Here is a 1,577-nt window from a genome sequence, read left to right on the forward strand (position 1 = left end):
TAAAACTGATAGCGTAATCCAGCGGAAACATTTATCCCAGAGAATCCAGCTTTTTGAAGTTTATGTTGATAACTCACATCGGCATGAAGAGCGATATTTTGAGACAATTGCGCATTTACACCAACCCCACCTTCAATAGAAGATTCCACAGAATCAAGATGGAAAGTGTCACCAATTTGTATTGTGCCCTTATCGCCAAAAGCTTTCATGGCATTCAACTTACCATAGAAAGAAAGAGCATAATCTTTGTCAGCAGGCGTTACCATTTGTGTTAAACGTCCACCAACACGCCCTAACCATTGATGAGGATTGCCCATATTCACGTCAAAGCCGTCAATATCTGAGAAAGTACCAAGCATGAGACCTTGATAAACAAGCTGTGCTTGCGGCTCAAATATTAAGCCTTCCGTTCCGGTTGCCAATCTATGTCCAATGGTAGCAGATGCACCCCATGTTTTTGTATGATCTAGGTTTGCGGTATTGCCAATGGGAGCAGTGGTGATATTTCCCTTGAGAGCTCCATAGGAGAAGAGTGCATTGACATATATGCCACTGTTATGGTGGAGGCTTCCATAGGCGGCAAGGGAAAATTTATCCAATGTATTTTTTTTAGAGCCTTCCATATCCTTTGGGGTGAAAGCGAGTTTTCCATATGTTCCCAAAAGACCAAAATTTGTGATGAAATCTTGCTCTTCTATTGCTGCTAATGTTATGCCTGCTTGCAAGGCAGCATAGCGAATATCAGCTCCATAACCATATTGCAATGGATTGCGGCTAGAAGAGAATGTGCTCTTTTTGCCATAAGAAGAGAAGAAGATCCCTTTGTTTTTACTCATTCCTAGTTCGACTGCTGATGTTCGCATATTGTCTAACAATGTATTTTGATTGTTTACATCAGCCAATCCAGCGGAGAAGAGAGCACTAGGCATGACCAAATAGCTTGCCACTTGTGGTACGAGCGCTCTGATTTTTGCTTCAGGATCAAGGGATGCACTTTGCAAACGGAAATCCCAAAAATTCTCATTTTCTCCTAAGAGGCTTTGTGCGACATTTGCCTTTCCACGGCTTGCTGTTGGACCATAAGCATTCAGCGTATATTTGTAAGGCTTGCCCCCCATTGTTGTGTAGCCATTTGCAAGTTTGAAGGAGCTTTCTTCTGCTTTTCCAGAAACTTGAATGAGTGAGAGTCCACGTGTGTTTACAGGAATGGAATCTTCAGTTTGTGTATCTTGACTGTTCAAAAGGCTATTAAAATGGACTGTTGTCGTGCCTGAGACATCACCATGGACGAGAAGACGGTCAGTTTTTTGGTCAGCACTGTCTTCTCCATCACTCCATTTGCTATTCAAATGAATTTCTGCCTTGCCTGTTGCATTGTAGACTGCTGCCTCATGAGGTCCTTGATTTTTTAGTGGTTGAGGTTCTTCAGTTTGTGGCTGTTTTCCTACATTCAAGGTTTGATAACGATATTCTGTCTGCACATTGGGTTCAGCAAATATGATAGAACTATCATTAAGATTTAGTACTGAAATATTAGATTGCGTTCGTTGATTAATGTCAAGTAGCGTGTAGTTAAA

1 protein-coding gene is annotated in these 1,577 nt (G+C 41.5%); it reads right to left on the bottom strand.

The features are described 5' to 3' along the window. A partial coding sequence (locus NPX99_RS08600; RefSeq protein ID WP_269031414.1) for an autotransporter family protein occupies nt 1–1,577 on the bottom strand: 1,577 nt, incomplete at both ends.

The organism is Bartonella sp. 220B, assembly GCF_026930205.1.
GTDB lineage: Bacteria > Pseudomonadota > Alphaproteobacteria > Rhizobiales > Rhizobiaceae > Bartonella.